Source organism: Streptomyces sp. RK62 (assembly GCF_018070255.1).
Taxonomy (GTDB): domain Bacteria; phylum Actinomycetota; class Actinomycetes; order Streptomycetales; family Streptomycetaceae; genus Streptomyces; species Streptomyces nigra.
Window position 1 is genome coordinate 46223 of record NZ_JAGPYD010000012.1, and the last position, 24248, is coordinate 70470.

The 24248-nt window shown below is 75.2% G+C and carries 23 protein-coding genes; 14 read left to right on the forward strand and 9 right to left on the reverse strand.

Annotated elements, in window-relative coordinates; all coding sequences use genetic code 11:
* From KBY32_RS23310 to KBY32_RS23345, 8 genes are all read right to left on the reverse strand, one after another.
* Complete coding sequence (locus KBY32_RS23310; protein ID WP_247689912.1) at window positions 1-513, reverse strand: isochorismatase family cysteine hydrolase; 513 nt, start codon at window positions 511-513, stop codon at window positions 1-3.
* Between the two features lie 181 nt (window positions 514-694).
* Complete coding sequence (locus tag KBY32_RS23315) at window positions 695-2167, reverse strand: aminotransferase class I/II-fold pyridoxal phosphate-dependent enzyme (RefSeq protein WP_210981469.1); 1473 nt, start codon at window positions 2165-2167, stop codon at window positions 695-697.
* Between the two features lie 45 nt (window positions 2168-2212).
* Complete coding sequence (locus KBY32_RS23320) at window positions 2213-3247, reverse strand: iron-containing redox enzyme family protein (protein ID WP_210981470.1); 1035 nt, start codon at window positions 3245-3247, stop codon at window positions 2213-2215.
* Window positions 3244-3468: a CDGSH iron-sulfur domain-containing protein gene (locus KBY32_RS23325; protein WP_108710057.1), complete on the reverse strand. Its 225-nt coding sequence runs from the start codon at window positions 3466-3468 to the stop codon at window positions 3244-3246. The genes KBY32_RS23320 and KBY32_RS23325 overlap by 4 nt, the downstream gene beginning before the upstream one ends.
* A complete protein-coding gene (locus KBY32_RS23330; protein ID WP_210981471.1) occupies window positions 3455-4132 on the reverse strand; it encodes a HemK2/MTQ2 family protein methyltransferase in 678 nt (225 codons plus the stop codon). The genes KBY32_RS23325 and KBY32_RS23330 overlap by 14 nt, the downstream gene beginning before the upstream one ends.
* Before the next feature lie 11 nt (window positions 4133-4143).
* Window positions 4144-4746, reverse strand: coding sequence for a flavodoxin family protein (locus tag KBY32_RS23335; protein ID WP_210981472.1), 603 nt, complete (start codon window positions 4744-4746; stop codon window positions 4144-4146).
* Between the two features lie 50 nt (window positions 4747-4796).
* On the reverse strand, window positions 4797-4973 hold the full coding sequence (locus KBY32_RS23340; protein ID WP_210981676.1) for a hypothetical protein: 177 nt from the start codon (window positions 4971-4973) through the stop codon (window positions 4797-4799).
* A 95-nt stretch (window positions 4974-5068) separates the two neighbouring features.
* Window positions 5069-6601: an FAD-dependent oxidoreductase gene (locus KBY32_RS23345; RefSeq protein ID WP_210981473.1), complete on the reverse strand. Its 1533-nt coding sequence runs from the start codon at window positions 6599-6601 to the stop codon at window positions 5069-5071.
* A 174-nt stretch (window positions 6602-6775) separates the two neighbouring features.
* Between KBY32_RS23345 and KBY32_RS23350 the strand changes: the two genes are divergently transcribed.
* From KBY32_RS23350 to KBY32_RS23360, 3 genes are all read left to right on the forward strand, one after another.
* Window positions 6776-7249, forward strand: coding sequence for an SRPBCC family protein (locus tag KBY32_RS23350; RefSeq protein WP_210981474.1), 474 nt, complete (start codon window positions 6776-6778; stop codon window positions 7247-7249).
* Between the two features lie 112 nt (window positions 7250-7361).
* Window positions 7362-9833 (forward strand): molybdopterin oxidoreductase family protein, encoded by a 2472-nt coding sequence (locus KBY32_RS23355; protein ID WP_210981475.1) that lies wholly within the window; start codon window positions 7362-7364, stop codon window positions 9831-9833.
* Window positions 9830-10324 carry a hypothetical protein gene (locus KBY32_RS23360; RefSeq protein WP_210981476.1) on the forward strand — a complete coding sequence of 165 codons (495 nt, stop codon included), beginning with the start codon at window positions 9830-9832 and terminating at the stop codon, window positions 10322-10324. Before KBY32_RS23355 ends, KBY32_RS23360 begins: the two co-directional genes overlap by 4 nt.
* 18 nt (window positions 10325-10342) lie before the next feature.
* On the opposite strand, the gene KBY32_RS23365 is transcribed toward KBY32_RS23360, so the two are convergent.
* Window positions 10343-11707 (reverse strand): MFS transporter, encoded by a 1365-nt coding sequence (locus KBY32_RS23365; protein WP_210981477.1) that lies wholly within the window; start codon window positions 11705-11707, stop codon window positions 10343-10345.
* A 454-nt stretch (window positions 11708-12161) separates the two neighbouring features.
* Here KBY32_RS23365 and KBY32_RS23370 point away from each other — a divergent pair, with 454 nt between their 5' ends.
* The 11 genes from KBY32_RS23370 to KBY32_RS23420 all read left to right on the forward strand — a co-directional run bounded on the left by KBY32_RS23370 (window position 12162) and on the right by KBY32_RS23420 (window position 23906).
* Window positions 12162-13148: an NAD-dependent epimerase/dehydratase family protein gene (locus KBY32_RS23370; RefSeq protein WP_210981478.1), complete on the forward strand. Its 987-nt coding sequence runs from the start codon at window positions 12162-12164 to the stop codon at window positions 13146-13148.
* A 41-nt stretch (window positions 13149-13189) separates the two neighbouring features.
* The gene (locus tag KBY32_RS23375) at window positions 13190-14824 is read left to right on the forward strand and encodes a carbamoyltransferase C-terminal domain-containing protein (RefSeq protein ID WP_210981479.1); all 1635 of its coding nucleotides are present in this window, start codon (window positions 13190-13192) and stop codon (window positions 14822-14824) included.
* The gene (locus tag KBY32_RS23380) at window positions 14821-15816 is read left to right on the forward strand and encodes a glycosyltransferase family 2 protein (protein WP_210981480.1); all 996 of its coding nucleotides are present in this window, start codon (window positions 14821-14823) and stop codon (window positions 15814-15816) included. Before KBY32_RS23375 ends, KBY32_RS23380 begins: the two co-directional genes overlap by 4 nt.
* Window positions 15813-16355, forward strand: coding sequence for an HAD-IIIA family hydrolase (locus KBY32_RS23385; RefSeq protein WP_210981481.1), 543 nt, complete (start codon window positions 15813-15815; stop codon window positions 16353-16355). Before KBY32_RS23380 ends, KBY32_RS23385 begins: the two co-directional genes overlap by 4 nt.
* Window positions 16352-17359 (forward strand): glycosyltransferase family 9 protein, encoded by a 1008-nt coding sequence (locus tag KBY32_RS23390; protein ID WP_210981482.1) that lies wholly within the window; start codon window positions 16352-16354, stop codon window positions 17357-17359. Before KBY32_RS23385 ends, KBY32_RS23390 begins: the two co-directional genes overlap by 4 nt.
* Window positions 17356-18318: a glycosyltransferase gene (locus tag KBY32_RS23395; RefSeq protein ID WP_210981483.1), complete on the forward strand. Its 963-nt coding sequence runs from the start codon at window positions 17356-17358 to the stop codon at window positions 18316-18318. The genes KBY32_RS23390 and KBY32_RS23395 overlap by 4 nt, the downstream gene beginning before the upstream one ends.
* Window positions 18315-19550 (forward strand): glycosyltransferase, encoded by a 1236-nt coding sequence (locus tag KBY32_RS23400; protein ID WP_210981484.1) that lies wholly within the window; start codon window positions 18315-18317, stop codon window positions 19548-19550. Before KBY32_RS23395 ends, KBY32_RS23400 begins: the two co-directional genes overlap by 4 nt.
* Window positions 19547-20182 (forward strand): SIS domain-containing protein, encoded by a 636-nt coding sequence (locus tag KBY32_RS23405; RefSeq protein ID WP_210981485.1) that lies wholly within the window; start codon window positions 19547-19549, stop codon window positions 20180-20182. The genes KBY32_RS23400 and KBY32_RS23405 overlap by 4 nt, the downstream gene beginning before the upstream one ends.
* Window positions 20179-21582 carry a D-glycero-beta-D-manno-heptose 1-phosphate adenylyltransferase gene (rfaE2, locus tag KBY32_RS23410; protein WP_210981486.1) on the forward strand — a complete coding sequence of 468 codons (1404 nt, stop codon included), beginning with the start codon at window positions 20179-20181 and terminating at the stop codon, window positions 21580-21582. The genes KBY32_RS23405 and rfaE2 overlap by 4 nt, the downstream gene beginning before the upstream one ends.
* The gene (locus KBY32_RS23415; protein WP_210981487.1) at window positions 21579-22544 is read left to right on the forward strand and encodes a glycosyltransferase family 9 protein; all 966 of its coding nucleotides are present in this window, start codon (window positions 21579-21581) and stop codon (window positions 22542-22544) included. The genes rfaE2 and KBY32_RS23415 overlap by 4 nt, the downstream gene beginning before the upstream one ends.
* A gap of 558 nt (window positions 22545-23102) precedes the next feature.
* Entirely contained in the window at window positions 23103-23906 is an 804-nt protein-coding gene (locus KBY32_RS23420) for a GAF and ANTAR domain-containing protein (protein ID WP_282108019.1), read from the forward strand.
* The last annotated feature ends 342 nt before the right edge of the window (window positions 23907-24248 follow it).

Genomic DNA, 24248 nt, shown 5'->3' on the forward strand with positions numbered 1-24248 from the left:
TCACGCGCCGAAGTCGACGTCCGCCGCGTCCACGATGGAGGCGCCCATGTTGAGCTCCATCATCTCCAGCGCGGCGGACGCCAGACGCGGATGGATGGAGGCGACGGCGTCCCGGGGGACGGTGACGTCCAGGTGCCGGATGTGCGCGTCCAGCGCGGAGTACAGCACGCACTGCTCGGTGACCTGCCCGGTCACCACCACGTGTCCCACGCCCAGCCGCCACAGCAGATACGACAGCGGGGTCTCGTAGAAGGCGGAGTGGCGGGCCTTCACCACGAACAGCGACTCGTCGTCCGGGCGGATCGGCTCGACCAGGTCGGCGCGCGGCCGGGACAGGGCGTTCTCCACGAGTTCGCCGTGGTGGGAACGCCAGCGCCCGAAGTTGTCGTTCGCGTAGATCACGGGCACGTCCGCCGCGCGGGCCCGCTCGATCAGCTTCGCGAGGACCGGCACGACCCGCTCGACGGACGGCACGAGCAGCTCGGCGTCCTCGTGGTCGTACGTGTTGATCATGTCGATCACGAGGAGGGCGACCTTCGTCGTGTCCGTCGGGTCGGTGCGCGGGGTGCTCCCGCTGTCGTCAGTCACGCCTCTCCCTGGGGAAACGGGCCGGTATGGGGGAAACGCGCAGTCGAGTACCCGGCGACGGCGCCGCTGTAACGGGGGCGTACGGGTGAGGCCCGCGGGACGGGCGTCAGTCCTCGGCGACGACCCGGACGGTGCCGAGCCGCTGGTCGGCCGCGTCCGGCAGGAACATCCCGGCCTCGACACCGGTCAGCAGATACTCCAGCACCGGCTCGGTCAGCCGCTCGCCGGGCAGGACGGCGGGGATGCCCGGCGGATACGGGGTGATCATCTCGGCGGCGACCCGGCCGACGGCGTCCCGCGGTGCCACCTTCTCGTGCCGTGCGAAGTAGGCGTCCCGGGGCAGGTCCGCCTGCTCCATCCGCAGCCCGGCGGGGGAGGGGACCGCGACCCGCGGCGCGTCGCGCAGCTCCGGGGCGTGCTCCGCGAGGTCGCGCAGCGCCGTGACCAGGCGGCCCGTGGTCTCCTCGTCGTCGGCGTGGGTGAGCTGTGCGCTGACCCTGCGGTGGTCGAACAGGTGCCCGTCGATGTGGTGGTGCTCGCGCAGCCAGTCCGCCGCCCGGTAGCCGGTGGTGCCGAGCGCGCTGATGTCGATCACCACGGGCAGCGGGTCGAAGCCGGCGGCCAGATGGGGGCCGCAGAAGTCGTCCGCGTCGTTCACGTGCATGCCGTCGATCGCCTCGATCGCCTCGCGGGTGCGGGCGGCCAGCTTCAGCGCCCCGCCGACGAGGTCGTGGCCGTGCTGCACCATCTGCCGCCGCCAGGCGTCGATCCCGGCGTAGATCAGCACGTTGGGGCTGGTGGTGTCCAGCAGGTCGGCACGGGAGGCCAGCTCCGCCGGGTCGATCAGATCGCCCTGCAGATGGAAGACCGAGCCCTGTTCCAGACCGCTGCCCATCTTGTGGATGCTGGTCACACAGATGTCGGCGCCCGCGTCCATCGCCCAGGCCGGCAGATCGGCGTGGAAGGGCAGGTGCGCGCCCCAGGCCTCGTCCACGACCAGCGGCTTGCCGCGCCGGTGGCAGACCTCCGCGATCCCGCTCAGATCGGCGGCCGCGCCGTACGGGGTGGGGCTGGTGACCAGGGCGCCGTCCGCGTCCGGATGCTCCTCGAACGCCTTCTCGTAGGCGGCCGTGGACGGCGGGTGCGCGATGCTCCGCTCGGCGTCCCACTGGGGTTCCACCCACACCGGTTCGACCCCGGACAGGATGAGCCCGGCGACGACCGACTTGTGGGCGTCGCGGCCGACGAGGAGCTTGTGGCCGGGGCAGGCCACCGTCAGCATCGCGGCCTTCACCGACAGGGAGCTGCCGCAGGTCGAGAAGAACGTGTGGTCCGCGTGCACCGCGTCGGCCATCAGTTGTTCGGCCCGCACGAGGATCTGGTTGCGGGCGAGCCGGTCGTCGAGGCCGCCGTTGGCGAGGACGTCCCCGAAGAACACGGCGTCGCCCAGCACGGCACGGGCCCGGGGGTCTGCGCCCCGGGCCCGTTTGTGACCCGGGGGAGTGAAGGCGAGTTCGTCTTCGTTCCCGTAGGCGGCGAGCGCGTCGAGGACCGGGGCTTCGGCGTGGTTCATTCCCATGGGGGCCGGGTTCCCCGAGTGCCGTCCCCGATGCCGGGCCGGACGTCAGGCGGTCGCGGCCACCGGCTCCGGGGTCCGCAGCGCCGACCCGCCGTCCCGCCACACCGCGAGCAGCCGGGCCGCGAGCCGGTCTTCCAGATGGCCGGTCGCGCGGATGCCGAACACCACGTCGGCCTCCAGCGCCGGCTCCTCCTCCAGCAGCCCGCCGACGACGTCGTGCCGTACGACCTGCTCGTGCACGGCGTCCGCCTCCACATGCTCGGCGTAGAACCGCACGGCGGCCGGGCCCGCGCCCACCCGCTCCAGGGCCTCGGCCAGCCGCCGGGACCCCGGGGACGAGGTGACCTCGACGGAGGCGAAGTGCCCCACGAGGGCGGCCCGCAGCGCCCGGTGCAGACCGAACAGCGACATCAGGTTCACCGTCGCCAGCATCTCGGCGGGCGCCGCATCGACATAGTGGCCGTACGCCGTCTCCAGGCCCAGGTCCGCCATCAGATCGGCGAACAGCTGGGCGTGGATCTCGTCCGCCCGGCCCCCGCCGAACTCGTCGAACTCGATGGCGACCATCGCCGCCTTCGCCCGCCCGTACAGGCGGGGGATGACCCAGGCGTGCGGGTCGGCCTCCTTCAGGTGGTACAGCGAGCGCAGCGCCGCGTACTCCCGCAGCTGCCCGAGGGTGCCCTCGTCGCGCAGGAAGTGCGAGACGCTGCCGGTGCCGTCCACCGGCTCGACCTGCAGCTCGTCCAGCGCCGCCCAGGCGCTGTCCGTGTCGTCGGCCGGCACGTCGGCGCGCAGCGCGCCCAGGAACCGCTCCTCGATCGCGCCGCGCACGGACAGCAGGCCGCTGTCCCACTCCCGCGCCTCCGGCACGCCCTCGAAGCCCTGGTAGTGCAGTTCGTACAGGACGTACAGGGCGAGCTGCAGATCGTCACCGTACGGATCCGCCCCGGCCGGCGCGGGCACCTCCACGTCCCGCGCGCCGCGCATCAGGTCCATGACGGCGGCGGAGAGCGGGCCGCGCGGCTCGGGCAGCGCCGGCACCGTCCGCCGCGAGAGCCGCCGGGGAGTCGTCGTGGTCATGCGGTCCCGTCCTCGTCCGTCGTCGTACGTTTCGCGCGCTTGCGATGGCTGGTGTCGCACCAGGGGAAGATCTTGCTGCGGCGGCAGGTGCAGACGGCCACGCTGAACCGGTCGCAGACCGTCACCTCGCCGTCCTCGCCGACCACCTCGACCGGGCCCTCGATCAGCAGCGGGCCGTCCCGCTGCACCCGGATGCGGCGGGGCCGCTCAGACGCGCTCACCGCGGATCACCACCAGTTCCTCCGTCAGATCCTCGTCCGCGAGACCGCGCTCGCGCAGCCACTCCGCCCGGGAGCGCAGCACCGGGCCGTAGGGCAGCTGGGCCCGCTCCACGACCTGCGCGCGCAGCCCGGCCGCGGTCAGCCGGGCCAGCGTGGCCTCGACCCCGCACAGATGCGAGTGCACCATCAGGAGCCTCCCCGAGGGGCGCAGCAGCGCGGGCGCGTGGTCGCAGATCCGGTCGATCAGCAGCCGTCCGTCCGCCCCCGCGTCCCAGGCCCGGGCCGCGCCCCTGGGCGGGTGCTCGCCGGGGGCGGGCACATAGGGCGGGTTGGAGACGACCAGGTCGAAGCGACGGCCGGGCACGGCCGTCATCAGGTCGCCGCGGCGCAGCCGCAGGGTCTGCCCGTTCTGCCGGGCGTTCCACCAGGCGGCGGCCAGCGCCCGCCGGGAGATGTCCACGGCGGTGACGCGTCCGCCCAGGCGGGCCGCCTCGACCGCCAGCATGCCGCTGCCGGTGCCGAGATCCAGTACGTCGGTCCCCGCGGTGACCCCCTCGCGGTGCAGGGCGCGGGTCAGCAGCCGGGTGTCGAACTGGGGGCGGTACACGCCCGGGAGCACCCAGCAGCGCAGGGGAGGGTGCGGAGCGAGAGCTTCTGTGGTCATGGACGCGCTCCTCAGCCCGTGGCCTGCAGCGGCCGCTCGGACAGGGCACGGGCGACACCGAGCAGGTTGTCGGCCATGGTGCGACCGGTGCTGTGCGCCCAGTCGCGGCCCTTCTGCTCGTCCAGGTAGTCGGGCCCGGGACCGGGGCCCAGATGCCAGTACGTCCAGGCCTGGCCCGGGATCGTGAAGCCGATGTCTGCCAGCGCCCCGGAGATCTCGCTGATGACGTGGTGCGCCCCGTCCTCGTTGCCGGTGACGACGACGCCGGCCACCCGGTTGTAGGCGACGGGGCGTCCCTGGTCGTCGGTCTCGGACAGCATCGCGTCCATGCGTTCCAGGACGCGCTGCGCCACCGACGACGGACGTCCCAGCCAGGTCGGCGAGGCCATGACGAGGATCTGGGAGTCCAGAATGCGCTCGTGCACCTCGGGCCACTCGTCGCCGTCGCCCGCGTCGGTCACGACACCGGGGGCGATCTTCAGGTCGACGGCCCGTACGGACGACACCTCCACGCCCTGTTCGGCGAGCCGACCGGCGACCACCGAGGCCAAGGCCTCGGTGTTGGACGGCTCGGGAGACACCTTCAGGGTGCAGTTGATGACCAGTGCTTTCACAGTCGCTCCGGGGATCGAGGACGGGGGTCGGCCATCGGCCGGGGAGGGGCTCAGTCCTCGCCCCGGACGATGTTCCACTCGGCCTCCGCGCGGGCCGAGGGCTGCGTGCTTCTGTCCTCCACGGCGGCGACGCACGTACGTATCGCCTTCTCCTCCGGGTGCCGGGACTCCATCCAGCCGGTCCGGGGCAGGTGCAGGACTTTCTTCTTCGCGGTCCGCGCGGTCACGGCGCTTCAACTTCTTCCTTGCTCGGACGGGAGCCCGGTCGCGGCTCCCTGAGGTGCCGACCGGGTGCCCCCGACCCGCGGCGGAGAAACGCGGGTCAGAGATCGCGCCGGGGCAGGGGCCGTACCGCCGGGCCCTGGACGACCTCGCCGTCGGGCGCGAAGCGGGAGCCGTGGCAGGGGCACTCCCACGCCTGTTCGGCCCGGTTGAAGGACACGATGCAGCCGAGGTGCGTACAGCGGGCCGACAGCGTGTGGAGCGTGCCGTCCGCGTCCCGGTGGACGGCGCACAGTCCCGCGCCGGACCGCACCACGGCGCCGTCGCCGGGCGCGATGTCGTCCGGCGAGGGACCGCTGCCGGGCAGCGGGGTGATCCGGTCGCCGACGAAGTGCCGCGCGACCTGCGCCTGGTGCGCCAGGAACCGGCCTCCCTCGCGGACGACCGGGCCCAGCCGGCGCGGGTCGTACAGCCCGCTCCACGCCACCTCGCGTCCGCCGATCAGATCCGCGAGCAGCCGGCCCGCCATGATGCCGCCGCTCATGCCCCAGCCGCCGAAGCCGGTCGCCACGTAGGTGTGCTCGCTCCCGGCGTGGAACGGGCCGACGAGCGGCACGGTGTCCGTCGGGTCGTTGTCCTGGGTGGCCCACCGGTGCGTGAGCGTCACCTCAGGGAAGTACCGCTCCGTCCACGCGGCCAGCCGCTCGAAGCGCTCCTCGGCGTCGGCGGTGCCGGGCGTGAAGTGCTCGCCGGTGACGATCAGCAGCCGGTGTCCGTCGTCGAGCGGTGCCGTGCGCACCGAGCGTGTGTTCCGCTCCGGCGTGATGTACATCTGCCGCGGCGCGTGCTCCTCGGCGATCGGGCCCGCCACCACCAGCTCCCGGCGCGAGGACAGCCGGGCGAAGAGCAGGGCGCGGTCGAACACCGGGTAGTGCGTGGCCACCACGACCTTGCGGGCGCGCACCCGCACGCCCGCCTCGGTGGTCAGGACGCACGGCTCGCCCTCGGTCAGCCCGGTCACCCGGGTGCCCTCGTACACGGTGCCGCCGAGCCGCCGCAGGTCCTCCGCCAGCGCCAGCAGGTACTTGCGCGGATGGAACTGGGCCTGCCCGTTCACCCGGACCGCGCCGGCCACCGGGAACGGCAGATCCGTCTCCGTGACGAACTCCGCGTCCAGACCCGCCTCCCGGGCCGCCTCCGCCTCGGCGCGCAGCTCCGGGACGTGCCGCGGGTCCTCGGCGTACGTGTGGGCCGCGGCCTCCTCCCACTCGCAGTCGACGCCCAGCTCCCGCGCGACCCGTTCCGCGTGCCCGATCGCCTCGGACTGCGAGCGCGCGTACAGCCGGGCCGCCTCCGGGCCCCGGGTGCGGCGCAACCGGTCGTAGACCAGGGTGTGCAGCGCCGTCAGCTTGGCCGTGGTGTGCCCGGTGACCGAGGCGGCGAGCCGCCCCGCCTCCAGCACCACCACCTCACGGCCCTGCCGGGCCAGCTCCCACGCCGTGCTCAGCCCGGCGATGCCCCCGCCGACCACGGCGACGTCGACGGAGAGGTCACCGTCCGGCGGGGGAGCGGGATCGCCGGGCGGTGCGGTCCGCAGCCAGTACGACTCGTAGGGCGTGCTCTCAGCGTTCATGGGCGCCGGGTTCCCGGCAGGCCGGGAACACACGCCGCATCACCGGACCGCGATCCTTTGCCGGACCCACGGACTTTTACATCGCGTAACACGGGTACCCGACCCCCGCAACGCACGACAGGCCGGTCCGTGACGCGCGGAACCGGCCCGCTGGACGAGCGCACAGGAGGATCGATGAGCACGGTCAAGGAAACGGTCGACGTGGAGGTTCCGCTGCGCCAGGCCTACGACCAGTGGACCCAGTTCGAGGACTTCCCGCGCTTCATGGAGGGCGTCGAGGAGGTCCGCCAGCTCGACGAGCGGCACAACCACTGGGTCACGAGCATCGGCGGGGTGCGGCGCGAGTTCGACACCGAGATCGTCGACCAGCTCGCCGACGACCGCATCACCTGGCGATCCGTGAGCGGCGACACCAAGCAGCGCGGCTCGGTCCGCTTCGAACCGCTGGACGACGCGCACACGCGCGTGGAACTCACCATGGACGTCGAGCCGACCGGCATGGCCGAGAAGGGCGCGGACGCCCTCGGCATGATCGACCGGCGCGTCAAGGGCGACCTGCACCGCTTCAAGGAGTACGTCGAGAAGGGCGGCAGCACCGGCGGATGGCGCGGACGCATCCGGCCGGAGGACCCCGGCACCGTCCTCTGACGGCGCGCACGGAGCACTCCCGGCCGGTCCGCACCACGGCGGACCGGCCGGTCGGCCCGTCCGGCGGGGACGGGACGCACATCGTCCCGACGTGGGAAGCGTGGTGACGCGCATGCGCACCGAGGTGGACCGGATCGCCGAACCGTGGGGCGAGCGCACCCCGTACGGCCGCGGCGCCCCGTGGCCGGTACGGGTGGACTCCTATCTGGAACCCGGCGTCACGGCCGGGGACGTGGACGCCTGGGTGCCGACGGCGTCCGTGCTGCACTCCAACGGGGACGCCATGGACGTCGCCGTCGCCCGCGGGCGGATCGTCGGGGTCCGCGGCAGCGCCCGGGACCGCGTCAACCACGGGCGGCTCGGGCCGAAGGACCTCTTCGGCTGGCAGGCCAACCGGTCCGAGGACCGGCTCACCACGCCCCTCGTGCGCCGCGGCGGACGGCTGGAGCCCTGCGACTGGGACACCGCGATGGCCAGGATCGTCGACCGCGGCAAGGATCTGCTGGAGGCCTACGGGCCCGGCTCGATCGGCTTCTACACCAGCGGTCAGCTGTTCCTCGAGGAGTACTACACCCTCGCCGTGATCGCCCGGGCCGGGATCGGCACGCATCACATCGACGGCAACACCCGGCTGTGCACGGCGACGGCGGCCGAGGCGCTGAAGGAGACCTTCGGCTGCGACGGCCAGCCCGCCTCCTACACGGACGTCGACCACGCCGACGTCCTCGCGCTGTTCGGGCACAACATGGCCGAGACCCAGCCGGTGCTGTGGATGCGGGTGCTCGACCGGCTGGCCGGCCCCGAGCCGCCCCGCCTGGTGTGCGTCGACCCGCGCCCGACACAGGTCGCCCGGCACGCCACCGTCCACCTCGCGCCCCGCCCCGGCACCAATGTGGCACTGCTGAACGCGCTGCTCCACGAGATCATCCGCACCGACCGGATCGACCGGGACTTCGTCGCCGCCCACACCGTCGGTTTCGACGAACTCGCCGAGCGCGTCGCCGACTGCACCCCGGAGTGGGCCGCCGGACTCTGTGACGTCCCGGCCGGCGCGATCGCCGAGGCCGCCGAGATCCTCGGGGACGCCCAGCGGCTGCTGTCCACCGTCCTCCAGGGCGTCTACCAGTCCCACCAGGCCACCGCCGCCGCCGTCCAGGTGAACAACGTCCAGTTGATCCGCGGCATGCTCGGCCGCCCCGGCTGCGGTGTGCTCCAGATGAACGGCCAGCCCAGCGCGCAGAACACCCGCGAGTGCGGCGCGGACGGCGATCTGCCCGGCTTCCGCAACTGGGAGAACGACGCCCATGTGGCCGACCTGGCCCGCGTCTGGAACGTGGAAGCCACCGACATCCCGAGCCACACGGCACCCACCGCGGCGATGCAGATCTTCCGCTACGCCGAGCAGGGCTCCGTGCGGATGCTGTGGATCTCCGGCACCAACCCGGCGGTCTCCCTGCCCGAGCTGGAGCGCGTGCGCGGCATCCTGCGCCGGGACGGGCTCTTCACCGTCGTTCAGGACCTGTACCTCACCGAGACCGCCCGGTTCGCGGACGTCGTCCTGCCCGCCGCGACCTGGGCCGAGAAGACCGGCACCCTCACCAACGCCGACCGCACCGTCCACCTCTCCGAACGCGCCGTCGAACCGCCCGGTGACGCCCGCCCCGACCTGGACATCTGGCTGGAGTACGCCCGCTGGATGGACTTCCGCGACCGGGACGGCCGCCCGCTCGTCGGCTGGCACGACCCCGAGTCGGCGTTCGAGGCGTGGAAGGAGTGCAGCCGGGGCCGCCCCTGTGACTACACCGGACTGACCTACGACCGGCTCCGGGCCACCGGCGGCATCCAGTGGCCCTGCACCGACGAGGCACCCGACGGCACCGAACGCCTCTACACCGACGGCGTCGCCTGGGCCGCCCCGGACGACTGCGAGACCTACGGCCGGGACCTGGTCACCGGCGCCTCCGTGTCCGAGACCGAGTACCGGGCGCTGAACCCGCACGGCCGAGCCGTCCTCAAGGCCGCCGAGTATCTGCCGCCCCACGAAGCGACGAATGACGAGTACCCCTTGCAACTGACCACGGGCCGCACCCTGTACCACTTCCACACCCGCACCAAGACCGGCCGCAGCCCCCAGCTCCGGGCCGCAGCCCCCGACGTCTGGGTGGAGACCTCCGCCGCCGAGGCACGGCGGCACGGCGTCGCCGAGGGCGACCTCGTCGAGGTCACCAGCCCCCGCGGCTCCGTACGCGGCCGGCTGCGGATCACCGGGATCCGGGACGGCCTGGTGTTCCTGCCGTTCCACTACGGCTACTGGGACACCCCGCGCGGCGACGGCCCCGGCGAGGACGGCGGCCGGGCCGCCAACGAGACCACCGTGACCGACTGGGACCCGGTCTCGAAGCAGCCCCTGTTCAAGACCGGGGTGGCCCGTCTCACCCTGGTCGAGCGCGCCGACGGGGCGGTGTCGCCCGCGCCCACCACGACGGCCTCCGCGCCGGCCGATCCGGGCGCCGCCCCGCCGACGACGGGCGGCCCGGCCGCGGTCGCCCTGCAGAGCGCCGGTGAGGGAGGCGAGCGGTCATGAGCGCCGTACCCACCGTTCTGCGGGCCCTCTACGAGGGGGAAGGCGCGATGGAACGCAAGCTGCTGGAGACCGCCGAGCGGGACGCCGCCGAGCACGAGGTGCACCATGTGGCGATCGACCTCGCCCGCTGGTCCCATGAGCACGCCGAGCGCCTCGCCCGGGCCGCCGAGCCGTACGGGCTGCGCCTGCCCGCCTCCTCCGAGGGGCTGCCGGGACCGGGGGAGCGAAGGGAACGCGCGGCCCGCGCCCTCGACGACGCCCGCTCCGGCCTGGACCTGCTGAACGACCTGCGCGCACTGCACCTGGCCGCGACCGGGAACTCCCTGGACTGGGAGATGCTGGCCCAGGCGGCGCAGGCCGAGAAGGACACCGGCCTGCTGGACCTCGCCACCGCCTGCCATCCGCAGACCCTGCGGCAGATGCGCTGGACCAACACCATGATCAAGACGCTGTCCCCGCAGCTGCTGTCCAGGGCCGGGACGCGCGGCTGACCGTCGTAGGCCGGCCAGTCAGGCAGCCGCCTCCAGCGCCGGGCGCGGCGCGGCGCCCATGTCCTTCGCCTCGACCGCCACCGGTGCCGCCGAGCGGCGGCGGCGCAGCAGCGTTCCCGCGCCGATGGAGCCGGCGATGAGCAGTCCGCCCACCACGAGGGCGCCGCGGGCACCGGCCGTCTCCATCAGCAGGCCGAGCGCCGGAGGCCCGCCCAGGCCCCAGGCCGTGCCGATGCTGCTCCACACGCCGAGCACCCGTCCGCGCAGATGCGGGGGCGGATCCGTCTGCAGGACGGCCGTCCCCGCGGTGTCGGACACCGACTCGACGATCGCCATCGGCAGCACCAGGACCAGCAGCACCGCGAGCGACGGCGACAGACCGGCCGCCACCTGCAGCAGACCGCCCGCCGCCGCCAGCGTGCCCACGACCCGCACGGACGGCCGGCGCAGCCGCGCGCCGAGGACGGCACCCAGGATGCCGCCGACGGCGAGCACCGTGGAGACGGTGCCGAAGGAGCCGGCGCCGCCCGCGAGCGGCCCCGTGACGAGCACCGCCAGGGTGAGGCCGTAGTTCCGGCCGAAGACCGAGCTGACGCCCGTGACCGCGGCGAGCGCGACCAGGCGCGGGCGGCGCGCGAAGTACCGCAGCCCCTCGCGCACGCTCAGGTCCGGGCCCGCGTCGGACGTCTTGCCTCCCCGCCCCGCGCCCGCCCGGACGATGTGCCGGGCCGCGCCGGGGGCGGGGCGCAGGAGCGGGATGACCGCCGTCACGAACAGGAACGACACCCCGTTGGCCGCGTACGCGGCCGCCGTGCCGAGGAAGGCGACGGTCACGCCCGCCAGGGCCGTGCCGGCCAGCCGGCCCGCGTTGTGCACCAGCGCGCCGACGCCGATGGCGGACGGCACGTCCTCCGCCGGCACGAGATCATTGCCGAGCAGGGCGCACGCCGGGTTGTCGACGGTGGCGACGATCCCGGTCACGGCGGCCAGCACCAGCAGGGACGTCATGTCGAGCAGGTCCAGCGCCACCAGGGTGGCGGTGGTGAAGGCGATCGCGCCGAGCAGCGCCTGGCTGACGGCGGCGGTCAGCTTCAGCGGCCAGCGGTCCACGGCGGTGCCGCCCAGCAGGCTCATGAACAGGGCCGGCGCGGCCTGCACCGACATCGACAGACCGGTGGCGGCGGCGGACCCCGTGATCTGCAGGACGAGCAGATTCTGGACCGTGAGCTGCATCCAGGTGCCGGCGTTCGACACGAAGTTCGCCACGGACCACCAGCGCATGCTGCGGTGGCGCAGCGACCGCCAGGGGGAGCGGGACGCGGCCCCGGACGGGGGCGCGGCGGTGTCCGGCGCGGGGGCGGCCGGAGCAGGGGTGAAGGACACAGGTGTACCCGGAGACCAGGAGGACGGGGGACCCGGGAACCGGAGAGTCACCGGGCTGCGCTGCGCGGAGGGTTCCACCGAGTCGTCATGGCGCGGACCATCGTGGCAGACCCGAAACCCGGGACGACGGTGGCGCCCGCCTCCGACGGTGCTCCGAGGGGGCAACTGGGCGTCGCCCGCGGGCATTTCGCGCGTGAGTGTGGTTGCTCACAGCGGGGCAAAACAGGGTAAGTATGAATCAACGTGTGAAAGCTACTCGTCCGGGAACCCAGGCCAGTGCGGCGTCCGGAACGAGGCGACCGCCCCGACGGCGGTCCGCCGCACACGCGGTCCGCACCGACCGAGCACTCCCCTCCCGGGAGACCCGGCGAAGGCTTCCTCAGGAGCCCGCCGGCCGGTAGAACCCCCTTTCTCGCGCCACGCCCGCGCCCGCGCGCGGACGAAGGGAACGCCTATGCCTGCTGTCTCGACGCGCACCTGGCACCGTGCCCTGGTGACCGGTGGCGCCGGCTTCCTCGGCAGCCACCTGTGCGAACGCCTGCTGGATTCGGCCGTCGAAGTCGACTGCGCCGACAACCTGTGCTCCGGCACCCGCGAGAACATCGCCCACCTGGAGAAACACCCGGGCTTCCGGTTCGTCGACTGCGACGTCAGCGCGCCCGGCACCCCCGAGCTGCTCGCCGGCCCCTACGACCTCGTCCTGCACTTCGCCTGCCCCGCGTCACCGGTCGACTACCTGCGGCTGCCCCTGGAGACGCTCGACGTCGGCAGCCTCGGCACCCGCAACGCCCTGGCCGTCGCCGAGCGTGACGGGGCCCGATTCCTGCTCGCCTCGACCTCCGAGGTGTACGGCGACCCGCTGACGCACCCGCAGCGCGAGGACTACTGGGGCAACGTCAACCCGGTCGGGCCCCGCAGCGTCTACGACGAGTCGAAACGGTTCGCCGAGGCGCTGGTCACCGCCCATGTGCGGACCCGGGACGCCGACGCCGGCATCGTCCGGATGTTCAACACCTACGGGCCCCGCATGCGCGCCCACGACGGCCGGGCCGTCCCCACCTTCGTCAGCCAGGCCCTGGCCGGCGAAGCGCTCACGGTCGCCGGCGACGGCCGGCAGACCCGGTCCCTGTGCTACGTCGACGACACCGTCGACGGGGTGCTGCTCGTCGCCGCCAGCCACTCCGTGCGGCCGGTCAACATCGGCGGGAGCGACGAGGTCACCGTCGGCGAGATCGCCCGCCGCATCGTCGAGCTCACCGGCTCGTCCTCCCGCATCGTCCACGTCGACCGTCCGACCGACGACCCGCAGCGGCGCCGCCCCGACACCGGGCTGGCCCGCGAGCTGCTCGGCTGGACGCCCCGCGTGCCCTGGGAGGAGGGCATCAAGCAGACCATCGCCTACTTCGCGGCGGTCCAGCCGACGCCCGACCCCGCCGCCTAGGCGATCCCCCTGCCCTTCCCGTCACCCGTACGGAGGCACGCATGCGCGTTCTGGGAATCAACGCCCTCTTCCACGACCCCGCCGCCGCCCTGGTCGTGGACGGCAGGATCGTGGCGGCGGCCGAGGAGGAACGCTTCAGCCGGCGCAAGCACGGCAAGCGGCCCGTCCCCTTCTCCGCCTGGGAACTCCCCGAGCTGTCCGCCCGGTGGTGCCTGGAGCAGGCCGGGCTCACCCCCGCCGACCTCGACGCGGTCGCCTACTCCTACGACCCCGAACTGGCCCGCCCCGCCGACCAGCTGGGACTGCACGACCCCTGGGACCGGCTGCGCCAGGAGTACGCCCGCCAGGCCCCCGGCTTCCTCGCCGAGTCCCTGCCGGGACTGGACCCCGGCAAGGTCCGCTTCGTCGCCCACCACGTCGCCCACGCCGCGTCCGCCGGCCAGGCCGGGCCCTGGCCCGACAGCGCGGTCCTCGTCCTCGACGGACGCGGCGAATGCGGCTCCCACCTGGCCGGACGCTACGCGAACCGCGAACTCACCGTCTTCGGCTCACAGGCGCTGCCCGACTCGATGGGCCTGTTCTACGAGGACCTCACCCAGCACCTCGGATTCCTGCGCAGCAGCGACGAGTTCAAGGTGATGGCCCTGGCCTCCTACGGCACCCCCCGCTTCCTCGACCGGCTCCGGCCCCACGTCCACCTCGACGGCGACGGCGGCTTCCGGGCCCGCCCCGTGCCCTGGGCGGCCCTCGTCCCGCCGCGCCCCGCGGGCTCCCCCTGGACGCAGGACCACGCCGACCTCGCCGCCAGCGCCCAGGCCTGCCTGGAGGAGGTGCTGCTCGGCCTCGCCCGCCGGCTGCACGACCGTACCGGCGAGGACGTGCTGACCCTCGCCGGCGGAGTCGCGCTGAACTGCGTCGCCAACACCCGGCTCGCCCGCGAGACACCGTTCCGGCACGTGTGGGTGCAGCCCGCAGCCGGGGACGCGGGCACCGCGCTCGGCGCCGCCCTGCACATCGCCCACCAGAAGGAGGCCGTCGAGGCCATGCCGACGGCCGCGCTCGGCCGGGGCTGGAGCGACACCGAACTGCGGGACTGGCTGGAACGCGCCGCCGTGCCCTACGAGGAGCCCGACGACATCGCCGAGACCGTGGCCGCCGAACTCGCCGCCGACGGCGTCGTCGCCTGGTTCCAGGGCCGCAGTGAGTACGGCCCCCGCGCCCTCGGGCACCGCTCCCTGCTGGCCCACCCCGGCCGCCCGGAGAACCTGGAACGCCTCAACGCCGTCAAGGGCCGCGAGGAGTTCCGCCCGGTCGCCCCCATGGTCCTCGCCGAACGGGCCGCCGAACTCTTCGACGGCCCCCTGCCCAGCCCGTACATGCTGTTCGTGCACGACGTCGCCGAGGAGTGGCGCGGGCGCATCCCGGCCGTCGTCCACGTCGACGGCACGGCCCGCATCCAGACCGTGGACCGCGCCGACGAGCCCCTCGTGGCCCGCGTCATCGACGGGTTCGAACGGCGCACCGGGCTGCCCGTCATCGTCAACACCAGCCTGAACACCGCCGGACGGCCCATGGTCGACGACCCGCGCGACGCCCTGGAGTGCTTCGGCTCCGCCCCCGTGGACCTCCTCGCCCTGGGACCGTTCGCGATCCGCCGCGGAAAGGTTCTCGCATGACGGCCGCCCCCGCCTACAGCGTCGTCATCCCGACGATCGGCCGGCCCTGCCTCGCCGACTGCCTGCGGGCGCTGGCCGCCGCCGACGGCCACCCGCCCGAGGAGATCGTCGTGGTCGACGACCGCCCGGACGCCGACGGCCCCCTGCCGCTCGCGGCGGCCGGCCCGCTGGGCGGCCGGCTGCGCACCCTGCGCACCGGCGGACGCGGCCCCGCCGCCGCCCGCAACGCCGGCTGGCGCACCGTCCTCGCCCCCTGGACCGTCTTCCTCGACGACGACGTCCAGGTGCTCCCCGACTGGTCCCGCCGTCTCGCCGACGACCTCGCCGCCGCCGGGCCCTCCACCGGCGGCGTCCAGGGCCGGCTGCGCGTCCCCCTGCCCGAGGACCGCAGGCCCACCGACTGGGAGCGCGGCACGGCCGGCCTGGAGCAGGCGGCCTGGGCCACCGCCGACATGGCGTACCGCACGGTCGCGCTCATGGACGTCCAGGGCTTCGACGAGCGGTTCGGCCGGGCCTTCCGCGAGGACGCCGACCTCGCCCTGCGCGTCGAGGAGGCCGGCTGGTCGCTGCGCCGCGGACAGCGCACCACCCGGCACCCCGTCCGCCCCGCCGACCGCTGGGTCTCCGTGCGTGCCCAGCGCGGCAACGCCGACGACGCCCTGATGACCCGGCTGCACGGCCCCGGCTGGTGGACACGCGCCCGGGCCCCCCGCGGCCGCCTGCCCCGCCACGCCTTCGTCACGTCCATGGCGCTCACCGCCCCCGTGCTCGCCCTCGCCGGCCGCCGCCGCGCCGCCGCCCTGGCCGGGGCCCTCTGGGCGCTCGGCACCGGCGAGTTCGCCCTGGCCCGCATCCGGCCCGGACCGCGTACCCCGGACGAGATCACCACCATGGCCGTCACCAGCGTCGTCATCCCCCCGCTCGCGATCCGGCACTGGCTCGACGGCGTCGTACGCCATCGCCGCGCCCCGGCCCTGAGGAGCGCCCCGTGACCGCGCGCACCGTCGCCGCCGTCCTCTTCGACCGCGACGGCACCCTCATCGAGGACGTCCCCTACAACGGCGACCCCGACCGGGTCCGCCCGCTCCCGGCCGCCCGCCCCGCCCTGGACCTGCTGCGGGCCGCCGGCCTGCGCACCGGCGTCGTCAGCAACCAGTCCGGCATCGGCCGCGGCCTGCTCACCCGGGACGACGTCCACCGGGTCAACGCCCGCGTCGACGCCCTGCTCGGCGGCCTGGACACCTGGGTGTACTGCCCGCACGCCCCCGAGACCGGCTGCCCCTGCCGCAAGCCCCGCCCGGGACTCGTCGTGGAGGCAGCGCGGCGCCTCGGCGTCCCTCCGGAACACTGCGCGGTCATCGGCGACATCGGCGCCGACGTCCGGGCCGCCCGCGCCGCCGGCGCCCGGGGCGTCCTGGTGCCCACCGCGGTCACCCTCCCCGCCGAGATCGAGGCGGCCGACGCCACCGCACCCGACCTGCTCGCCGCGGTCCGCCGGCTCCTCGCCGAACCGGGGGAGGAGAAGCGATGAAAGCCCTGGTCGTACGACTCGACAGCTTCGGCGACGTACTGCTGGCCGGACCCGCCGTCCGCGCCGTGGCGGCGGGCTCGGACCACGTCACCCTGCTGTGCGGCCCCCGGGGCGAACCCGCCGCCCGCCTGCTGCCCGGCGTCGACGACGTCCGCGTCTGGGAGGCGCCCTGGGAGGGCTTCGACCCGCCGTCCGTCGCCGAGGCCGACGCCGAAGGACTCGTCCGCCGTCTGCGCGACGCCGCCTTCGACACGGCGCTTGTCCTCACCTCCTTCCACCAGAGCCCGCTGCCCACCGCGCTGCTGCTGCGCCTCGCCGGTGTCCCCCGCATCGGCGCCGACAGCGTCGACCACCCCGGCCGGCTGCTCGACGTACGGCACCGGCGGCTGCCCGGCCGGCACGAGGCCGAAGCCGCCCTCGACACCGCCGCCGCCCTCGGCTTCACCCCGCCCGCCGGCGACGACGGACGGCTCCGCGTACTGCCGCCGCCCGACACCATCGCGCTGACCGGCAACGGCCCGTACGTCGTCCTGCACCCCGGCGCCAGCGCCCCCGCCCGCGCCTGGAGCCCGGAGCGCTGCGCCGAGGCCGTCGCCGCGCTCGCCGACGCCGGTCACCGGGTCGTCGTCACCGGCGGCCCCGGCGAGACGGCCCTCACCCGCGCGGTCTGCGGCGGCACGGCCGTCGACCTCGGCGGCCGCACCGACCCGCGCACCCTGTCCGGCGTGCTGCGCACCGCCGACGCCGTGGTGTGCGGCAACACCGGGCCCGCCCATCTGGCCGCCGCCGTCGGCACCCCCGTGGTGTCGCTGTTCGCCCCGGTCGTCCCGGCCGGGCGCTGGGCGCCGTACGGAGTGCCCTGCGTGCTCCTCGGCGACCAGCGGGCGCCCTGCGCCGGCAGCAGGGCGCTGACCTGTCCCGTACCCGGCCATCCGTGCCTCGGCGAGGTCACGGCCGACGACGTGGTGGCCGCGGTGCACAAACTCCTGGCGGAGACGACATGAACGTACTCGTGTGGCACGTGCACGGCTCCTGGCTGACCACCTTCGTCCAGGGCCCCGCCACCTGCCTGGTGCCCGTCACCCCCGACCGCGGACCCGACGGCCTCGGCCGCGCCAGGACCTGGCAGTGGCCCGAACGGGTGCGGGAGGTGACGCCCGGGGAACTGCGCGACGCCGACATCGACCTCATGGTGCTGCAGCGGCCGCACGAACTGGCCCTCGCCGAACGCTGGACCGGCCGCCGCCCCGGCACCGACGTGCCCGCCGTCTACGTCGAGCACAACAGCCCGCACGAGACCCCCGTCGGCACCCGGCACCCGCTGGCCGAACGGACCGACATCACCCTCGTGCACGTCACCCACTTCAACCGGCTCATGTGGGACAACGGCCGCGCCCCGACCACCGTCGTCGAGCATGGCATCATCGACCCCGGACCGCTGTGGACCGGCGAGGAGCCGCGCGCCGCCGTCGTCGTCAACGAGCCCGTCCGGCGCGGCCGGACCACCGGCACCGACCTGCTGCCCGACTTCGCCCGCGCCGCCCCGCTGGACGTGTTCGGCATGCGCACCGAAGGACTCGCCCGCCACCTCGGCCTGGACCCCGCCCGGCTGCGCACCCGCGACCTGCCGCAGAGCGAGCTGCACCCGGCGATGGCCCGGTGCCGCGCCTATCTGCACCCCGTGCGCTGGACCTCGCTCGGACTGTCCCTGCTGGAGGCGATGTTCCTCGGCATGCCCGTCGTCGCCCTGGACACCACCGAGGTCCGCGAGGCCGTCCCCGACGGCGCCGGCGTCGTGTCCAACCGGCCCGACGTCCTGCACGACGCCCTGCGCCGGTTCCTCGCGGACCCCGAGGACGCCCGCGCGACGGGGGAGGCCGCCCGGGCCGCGGCACAGGCCCGCTACTCGGAACGACGGTTCCTGGACGACTGGGAGCGCCTGATCAAGGAGGTCACCCGATGACTACGAGGCACCCCTCGGCCGGCCGTGTCGCCATGGTCTCCGAGCACGCCAGCCCGCTGGCCGCGCTCGGCGGCCCCGACGCGGGCGGACAGAACGTGTACGTGGCGCAGCTCGCCGGGCACCTCGTCCGGCGCGGGCACGACGTCACCGTGTACACGCGGCGGGACGACACCCGGTCGCCGGAACGGGTCACCACACCCGACGGATTCCAGGTGGTGCACGTCCCCGCCGGACCGGCCGCACCCGTCCCCAAGGACGAACTCCCGCCCTACATGCCCGAGTTCGGCGCGTTCCTGGCCCGCGAGTGGGCCACCGCCCCGCCCGACGTCGTGCACGCCCACTTCTGGATGTCCGGCTGGGCCGCCCTGTCCGGCGCCTACGGCCTCGGCATCCCCGTCGTGCAGACGTACCACGCGCTCGGCACCGTGAAGCGCCGCCACCAGGGCGCCGCCGACACCAGCCCCCGCGACCGCGTCGCCATCGAGACGGTCATCGGCCGCGAATGCAGCCGGATCATCGCGACCTGCGAGGACGAGGTCTGCGAACTCGAGGCCATGGGACTGTCCCGGCGGAACGTCTCCGTCGTCCCGTGCGGCGTCGACCCCCACCGGTTCACCCCCCGCGCCGGCGCCCGCCGCCCCGCCGACGCGCCGCGGCGGCTGCTCGCCGTCGGACGGCTCGTGCCCCGCAAGGGCTTCGACCGCGCGATCCGCGCCCTCGCCGACGTCCCCGGCGCCGAACTCCTCATCGCCGGAGGCCCCGAACCGGCCCTGCTCGCCGCCGAACCCGAGGCCGAACGGCTGCGCGCGATCGCCGAGGAGCACGGCGTGGCCGACCGGGTGACCCTCCTCGGCGCGGTCGGCCGCGACGACATGCCCGCCCTGCTGTCCAGCGCCGACCTCGTGCTCTCCCTGCCCCGCTACGAGCCGTTCGGCATCGTCCCCGTCGAGGCCATGGCATGCCGCGCGCCCATCCTCGCCACCGCCGTCGGCGGCCAGCTCGACACCGTCGTCGACGGCATGACCGGCGAACTCGTACCCGCCGACGACGACTACGACATCAGCGCCGCCGTCCGGCGCCTGCTCGCCGACCCGGACCGGCTCGCCCGGTACGGCGCCCAGGGCCGCCGCCGCGTCCTGTCCCGGTACACCTGGGACCGCGTGGCCGACGGCGTCACCCGCGCCTACAGCGCGGTCTCCTCCGTCCCCTCGCTCTCGGGAGCCCTGCGATGAAACTCGCCTCCGACGTCACCCACTGCGACGACCTGATGCGGGCACTCACCGGGTTCCGCGGCTACGCCGGACCGCTGCTCCGGCGCTGGGGAACCTCGCTCGCCACCACCCTCGACGGCGGGGCCCGGCTCCTCGTCGCGGGCAACGGCGGGAGCGCCGCCCAGGCCCAGCACCTCAGCGCCGAACTCGTCGGCCGCTACCGCGACGACCGCGCCCCGTTCTCCGCGGTCGCCCTGCACGCCGACACCTCCGCGACGACCGCCATCGCCAACGACTACGGCGTCCAGGAGATCTTCGCCCGGCAGGTCGCCGCCCACGGCCGGACCGGGGACGTCCTGATCCTGCTGTCCACCAGCGGCGCCAGCTCCAACCTGCTCGCCGCCGCCGACCGGGCGCACCGGCTCGGCCTGCCCGTCTGGGCGCTGACCGGCCCCGCGCCGAACCCGCTCGCGCACACCGCCGACGACGCCCTGTGCGTCGACGCGGCCACCTCCGCCACCGTCCAGGAACTCCACCTCGTCGCCGTCCACATGCTCTGCGAGGCGTTCGACGAGGCCGTGGAACGCCGGGCGACGGCCCGCCGGCGCCAGGCCGAACAGCGCTGGGCCCTGCTCACCGAGGAGGGCGCATGACCTCACCCGCCCCGCTCCTGGTCGTCGGCGACGCCCTGCTCGACCACGACGTCCACGGCAGGGTCGACCGCCTCGCGCCCGACGCGCCCGTCCCCGTCGTCAGCGGGCCCCGGCGCGCCTCCCGCCCCGGCGGCGCCGCGCTCGCCGCCTGCCTCGCCGCCGCCGACGGCCGCCCGGTCACCCTGGTCACCGCACTCGGCGACGACCCCGCCAGCCGCGCCCTGCGCGACCTCCTGGCCGGCCGGGTCGACCTGGTCGAACTCCCGCTCACCGGCGACCTGTCCAGCAAGACCCGCGTCCTCGTCGACCGCCGGCCGCTGCTGCGCCTCGACGACGGCGACGGCCGGGCGCGGGAGGCCACCGAGGCCGCCCGCCGGGCGATCGCCGAGGCCGGAGCGGTCCTCGTATCCGACTACGGCCGGGACACCGCCGCCGTGCTCCGCGAGGACCTGGCCCTCGCGGCGGCCCGCGTCCCCCTCACCTGGGACCCCCACCCCCGCGGCGGCCCACCCGTCCCCGGCGCCCGCCTCGCCACCCCCTCCGCCGCCGAGGCACACACCCTCGCCCACACCGCCACCTCCCCAACGGCGGACCACGACCTGCACACCGCGGCCCAGGACGCCGACCGGCTCGTCCACGCCTGGCACGCGGCCTCCGTCGCCGTCACCCTCGGCGGCCGCGGCGCCCTGCTCTCGCACGGCGGCACCCCGCTGCTCGTGCCGTCGCCCGTCACCGCCGACGGCGACGCCTGCGGCGCCGGCGACCGGTTCGCCGCGACCGCCGCCGGGCTCCTCGCCGACGGCGAACTCGTCGAGACCGCCGTACGGCAGGCCGTGCACGCCGCCACCCGCTACGTCGCCGAGGGCGGCGTGCGCTCCGACGCCGTGGACGCCGGCCGCGCCGAGCCCCGGACCGCCGACCGCGCGCCCACCGGCGACGCGCTGCGCACCGCCGCCCGGGTACGGGCCGCGGGCGGCACCGTCGTCGCCGCGGGCGGCTGCTTCGACCTGCTGCACGCCGGCCATGTCGCGCTGCTTCAGGCCGCCCGGCGCACCGGGGACTGCCTCGTCGTCTGCGTCAACTCCGACGCTTCCGTGCGCCGCCGCAAGGGCTCCGGCCGGCCCCTCGTCCCCGAGGCCGACCGGATCCGCGTGCTGCGTGCCCTGGAGTGCGTCGACGCCGTCGCCGTCTTCGACGAGGACACCCCGGAACGCCTCCTGGCCGAACTGCGCCCGCACATCTGGGCCAAGGGCGGCGACTACGCCCTCGCCCGGCTGCCGGAGGCGGCCCTCGTGGAGAGCTGGGGCGGCCAGGTCGTCCTCTTCCCCTATCTGGACGGCCGTTCCACCACCGGCATCGCCGAACGCGCCGCCCTCACCCCCGGCCGGGCCGCGCGATGACCGGCCCCAGGCGGCGGGTGCTCGTCCTGCGGGCCCTGGGTCTGGGCGACCTCCTGGCCGGCGTACCGGCGCTGCGGGGGCTGCGGCGCGCCTTCCCCGGGGACCATGTCGTCCTCGCGCTGCCCCCCGCCCTCCGGGAGGCCGCCCTCGCCACCGGGACCGTCGACGACGTCCTGCCCGCCGAGGCCCCCGGCCGGGGCGTCCCCGACCTGACCCACTGGCCGGGGCCCCCGCCCGACCTCGCCGTCGACCTGCACGGCAACGGGCCCGCGAGCCGCGACGCCCTGGCCGCGCTGCGTCCCCGCCGGCTCCTCGCCTTCGCCGGGTCCGCCCACGGCCCGGACCCGCCCCCCGTCTGGCGGGCCGACGAGCACGAGCGGCGGCGCTGGTGCCGCTTCCTCACCGCGTACGGCATCCCCGCCGACCCGGACGACGTACGGCTGCCTCCGCCCGGCACACCGTCACCGGCCCCCGGGGCCGTCGTCGTCCACCCCGGCGCCGAGGCCGCCGCCCGCCGCTGGCCCGCCGGACGGTACGCGGCCGTCGTACGGCACCTGAGGACGGCGGGACACCGGGTCGTGCTGACCGGCGGGCCCCGCGAGGACGCCCTCGTCACGGAGGTGGCCGAACGCGCCGGCGTCCCCCCGTGGGACCTGCTGCCGGGCGGCCTGCCGTTCCCCCGCCTCTCCGCCCTCGTCGCCCACGCGGCACTCCTGGTCAGCGGCGACACCGGACTGGCCCATCTGGCGGTGGCACACGGCACACCGTCCGTGACGCTCTTCGGCCCCGTGCCGCCCCGCCTCTGGGGGCCGCCGCCCGGGGGCCGGCACATCGCCCTGTGGTGGCCGGGACCCCCCGGAGACCCGCACGGGACCGCCCCCGACCCATGCCTGCTGCGGATCGACACCGCCGAGGTCGTCGTAGCGGCCCGCTCCCTCCTCCCCACCCCCTCCCCGATCTGACAGGCGATCCGCCCTCTCATCGGGGTTCTCTCCTTGCCCTCCCGGCACACGCGAGCGAGGGTGGATGTGCGGTCGGGCGGCGGGGCCACCCCGGCGCACCGCCCGTCCGACGCACGCGGCCGACAGGAGCGGAAGAGCGAGGCACGATGACGAGTCGTTCCCTCACGATGGTGCCGGCCACCGACCGTGTCACGGTGGTGTGTCTGGCCGGCGCACCGGACGCCGAGGGCTGCGTCCGGCTGGCCCAGGAACTGCGGCACCAGCTCGACCGCGCCACCCGTCTGGGCCACCGGCTGGTCCTCGACCTGGCCGCCGTCCCGGCGGTCGACGCCACGGTCCGGCGGACCCTGCGGGACGAGACCCTGCACCTCGCGGACGCCCCGGTCCTGGTCGTGGCGACACCCGAGGTGCGCAAGGAACTGGAGCAGGAGGAGGACCTCCCCGGCCTGCGCCTGTACGGCACGCTCGCCGAGGCTCTGACAACGCTTCCCCCCGCACCGGTCCCCGCCCCGACGGCCCGTCCCGCGGCCCGACCGACCGGCGACCGACGCGGAGAGCCTGCGCGGCGAGGTCTTCGGGCTCCGCGCCAAGGCACGCACCGCCGGGCTCATCGGCATCGCCCAGGGCATGCTCATCGCCCGCTACGACCTGCCCGGCCCCGAGGCCGCGTTCGCCCTGCTGCGAGAGGGCTCCCAGCAGCGCAACGTCCCCCTGCGGGTCCTGGCGTCCGCCGTCGTCACGGCGCCTCCGCCGCAGAGCGACGACGAGTGGTTCCCGGGCCGGGGGACGCACGCCCCGCCGCCCGACACCGCGTTCCTGCGGTCCTACCGCGGAGACGCCACCGACCGGCGGCAGATCATCGCCGCCGCCCTGGACACGGCGATCGCCGTGGCCGAGGCCGACGCGGGCGAGGTGCACCTCACCGACCCGGCCCAGGACCACGCGCTGTTCCTGGAGGCCCACCGGGGCCTCGACGCCGCCTACTGGGACGAGGTCGCCCTCGTCACCGAACCGCCGGTCCCCGGCGCCCTGGCCCAGAGCCGGCTCGCACCCGTCGCGGTGCCCGACGTCGCCGCCGACGAGAACCTGGCGGCCCACCCGGCCGGCCAGGCCCTCCTGGCGGCGGGCAGCCACGCCGTGTACAGCGTGCCGCTGATCACCCCCGAGCGATACTGCACCGGCACCCTGACCCTGCACCGCAACGACCCGGGCACCTGGCCGGGCCCAGCCCGCCGCGCCGAACTGCTCCGCCTGGCCTCAGACGTAGCGGCCTGGCGCAGCTGGTACCGCCGCACGGTGGTCTTGGACGCCTTGGAACACCTGCACCAGCACCGGCCGGGGCGCGACCCGAACGGCCGGTGAGGGGCGCGGCCACACGACAGGGCCCTCCCGCGCGGGCAACTCGGGCAGGAGTCGGCTTGTCGTCCCCGGGCGCCCTGCGACCAGGCCCTCAGCCCGGGCTCCCCGGCGCGCGGCTCGCGGGGGACGCCGGGGCGTCGGCGTCCCGTAGCCGGGCGGCCCGCCGCATGACCGGGGCCCCGGTCGGTGACCGGGGCAACGAGCCGGCGGGCGCCCGGCTCGCCGGCGCCCTGCGCGACCAGAAGGCCGTCGGCACCCCCGTGGACGTGGCGGTCGCGTACGAGCCGGTCGCGGCCCGCAAGACTCCGGAGACGCGCAGGGGCCGGTCAGGGGCACCGCCTGGTC